Source organism: Ruegeria sp. BHSA123 (genome assembly GCF_059613425.1).
The window spans coordinates 1-3,251 of record NZ_JBXWSL010000140.1 but is presented as its reverse complement, the minus strand read 5'-3'; the positions used below and the strand labels follow the sequence as shown (position 1 = coordinate 3,251).

Annotated in this window: 2 protein-coding genes; one reads left to right on the top strand and one right to left on the bottom strand. The window is 53.4% G+C overall.

Annotated elements, in window-relative coordinates; all coding sequences use genetic code 11:
• Positions 1-83 precede the first annotated feature (83 nt).
• Positions 84-1,238 carry a right-handed parallel beta-helix repeat-containing protein gene (locus AC2FNC_RS20495; protein ID WP_496716523.1) on the bottom strand — a complete coding sequence of 385 codons (1,155 nt, stop codon included), beginning with the start codon at positions 1,236-1,238 and terminating at the stop codon, positions 84-86.
• A gap of 663 nt (positions 1,239-1,901) precedes the next feature.
• Between AC2FNC_RS20495 and AC2FNC_RS20490 the strand changes: the two genes are divergently transcribed.
• Positions 1,902-3,251, top strand: a 1,350-nt coding sequence (locus AC2FNC_RS20490) for a right-handed parallel beta-helix repeat-containing protein (RefSeq protein WP_496716521.1), incomplete at its 3' end; no start/stop codon positions are given.

Sequence of the window (3,251 nt, the reverse complement as noted above, 5' to 3'; positions counted from 1 at the left end):
TCGCCTCGTTGTCATGCGAGGGCCTATTGCGGCTGCGGATCTTGAGTAGAAACCCGCCGCATTTCGGACAATCAGGGCGCTCTTCAGCGAGTAGGATACTGCTTAACAAGTGTTGATCCGGCATTGAGACTGTCGATCTGGCTGCCCGGGCGGACGCCATATTCATTATACCCGTTGGCTGCGCCCGTAGCATAGTAGATGAACTCGCGATCATAATACCCGGGCTTGGAAGGCGAGGTATTCTGAACTATTGCATTGTTAAGCACGGCCCAGCCCGGTTGATTGGGGTTGCCGTTGATCTGGCTTACAACGTTCTGCTCGATGACGACGTAGGTCGATGCCCAGACATTGATGCGCGGTGTTGTGTTCTTTCCACCTTTTGCCAGCGGTACCCGGATCACCGAATTCTTGCGGATGGAAAGATTGTCGGCCCCAGTGACGGAAATCCCGTGGGTATGGGCGTTATAGATGACGTTGTTTTCGATCAGGACATTCTGGTGACGCAAAAGCGGATCACTCAGGTTCTTGCCGCTTTTGCCCATGAAAATCGTTTGCGTATAGTCGCCTGCCCCCATGTCAAAGATGTTGTCCCGGATCACGATGTCTGTGCTACGGCGGTTGGAGCTGCGTGTGATCTGAAGCATATCCCGGTGATCGCGGCCAGAACTGGCACGAAAGCTGTGTACCCAATTCCCTTCGATCCGCAGGCCGTCAATTCCGGTGAACATCATTCCGTCGGCTCTGATGTCGTATATCTGGTTGCGGAGCAGAGTCAGGTTCATGTCATAGGACCCGGTCACGGCCTTCCACCATTTTCGGAACACGTTGCCCGACAAGGTGACCCCGACACTGTTCATGATGTGCAGTCCGCGGCCGTGCCCGATACCGGCTTTATAGTCTCCGTCAAATACAGAGTCTGAAATGATGATGTCGCTGCTCTTGTTGATGTTAAAGCGACTGATGGCATCTTTGTCGCCCTGCGAGAAGGCATAGTCGAAGACCAGTCCGGTAAGAGAGACTTTTGCAGCACCGTTCAGGCGCAGATCGGTAAAACAGGCCGGTGTCGCGGGATCTGCCGAGCGGATCGTGACAGGGCTGTGAAAGGGTTTGTTGATTTTTAGGACGCCGAAGTTTCCACCTGCCAGCAGGAAAGTTTCACCACCCTGAGCATTTCGGAGCGCGGCGGAGAGTTTCGGGGCAGTATCGATCGACTGCCCGTCTTTTTGAGTCGGTCCCATAGCAGTGATCTTCGGTCCGGTGCAGGCGGGCGCAGCAAAAAGCGGTTCCGATACAGCCAGTTGGAAAACGCAGAAGCAGGACAGCAGTCCGAAAAGGCCAAATTTGCTTCGCATGAGGGGCACGCTTTTCATCTCTTCCGCGATGGCAGCAATGTTAGGAGCAAGGCAGGACTTTGTCCATGACGGCGTCAAACTTGGTGAATTGTTAATCTAAGGCAGGCCAAGGTGAAAAGCGCTCCGGGTTGCATAAAATAACGCCGATCCGCTGGTGGCAGAGCTTTTCCCGGACGCTCGTGGCCTGAAGATCAAGGTGTCTTGCCTGGTTGACGCAGCGGAATCTGGCAAATCATCGCTGATGTCAGCCCGGAGTACGCGGGTGCACGCCTGAATAATGGCAATTATGTGTTCATTGTTGCCCCCTTGGGGGCAATTCGTCAAAATCGAGATGACCGCCAAGGGAAGTGGAACAATTCCTAGTGTCGAGTATCGAGTTCGCTCGGAAATGAAGGAAGTGAGGCACAACTGTCTCAATACGGGCAACAATTTCCAAATATAGCCATATTCCGGCCAATCTGTTGCCTTCGTGCGACTGTTCCATCCGTCCTGGGTGAGCGGGATCTCGCGCGCTGCCACTCACAGCGCCTATGAAACAGAAGGTGAAACATGTCGACGACAATCACGGTAACATCTGCGGCAGAGCTGAACCAGGCTCTTTCACAGGCTTCAGGTGGGGAAACGATACTACTTGCAGCGGGCGACTACGGCAGGCTGGATATAAAATTGAAATATGCCTTAACCCTCACGATCAAATCAGCTGACCCCAACAATCCCGCCGAAATCTCGGAATTAAGTTTGGATGGGGCCTCAAACGTTACTTTCGATAGTGTAGTTTTCGATTACACTTACAATGGTCAGTCGAAAAGTTATACGCCTTTCAAGATCGCCAACAGCTCGAACATCAATATCACGGATTCGGTCTTTTCCGGTGACTTGCCCCAAGGCGTGTCTGCGACAGTGGATGGTTATGGGACAGGCATGGGTTTGCACGTTCGGGGCAGTTCGAATATTACTGTCGCCAACAGCGAGTTCCTGAACTGGTACAAGGCGATGAATGTTGGTTCCAGTTCCGACGTGACGGTTTCGGGCAACAACATCCACTCGATCCGGTCGGACGGGATGTATTTCGATGGCGTTCAGAATGTTGTTATCGAAAACAACTACATCCACGATTTCAACCGGTCGCTCAATTCCGGCGACCATGGGGATTTTATCCAGTTTTCCAAGTTGCTTGGCCCAAGCAGCAACATCATCATCCAGGGGAATGTGCTGGATATGGGGTCGGGTGACTACGCCCAGTCGATTTTCATGGGGACCGGTGGGACCAATGTGAACGATCCGGCCATGTTCTACACGAATGTGCTGATCGACAATAACACCATCTACAATGGGCACACGCACGGGATCACCGTGGCCGGGGCAAAGGACCTGACGATCACCGACAATTCGGTTCTGGCGGTTCAGGGATCGCTTACCGGTGGTGTCTCCATTCCGAAGATCAATGTATCGGGCGGGTCGCAAAACGTTACGATCGATCAGAACATTGTTTCGAGCGTCTCGGGATATAGTGGACAATCGGATTGGAGCGTCACGAACAATGCATATGTCCAGAGCGCAGACTACGACAACGTGTTCACGTATTTCGCGACTGAGGCGCAGGGCGGATACAATCAGTTCAGCGTCAAGCCCGGCAGTGTCGCTGATAATCTGGATGCCGGTTCGGATATGACAGCGCTTCAATCTCCGTTTTCCTATGACACCTGGGTTGGCAGCACATCTGTAACCGCCCTTCCCTCTTCCGGCAGCACCACAACCACCCAACCGGACAGCGGAAGCACTCAGACAAGCACCACAACCACCCAACCGGACAGCGGAAGCACTCAGACAAGCACCACAACCACCCAACCGGACAGCGGAAGCACTCAGACAAGCACCACAACCACCCAACCGGACAGC

Bases quoted from the DNA above. Each gene is read 5' to 3' on its own strand.
- AC2FNC_RS20495 (WP_496716523.1), bottom strand. From the start codon at position 1,238: ATGGGACCGACTCAAAAAGACGGGCAGTCGATCGATACTGCCCCGAAA.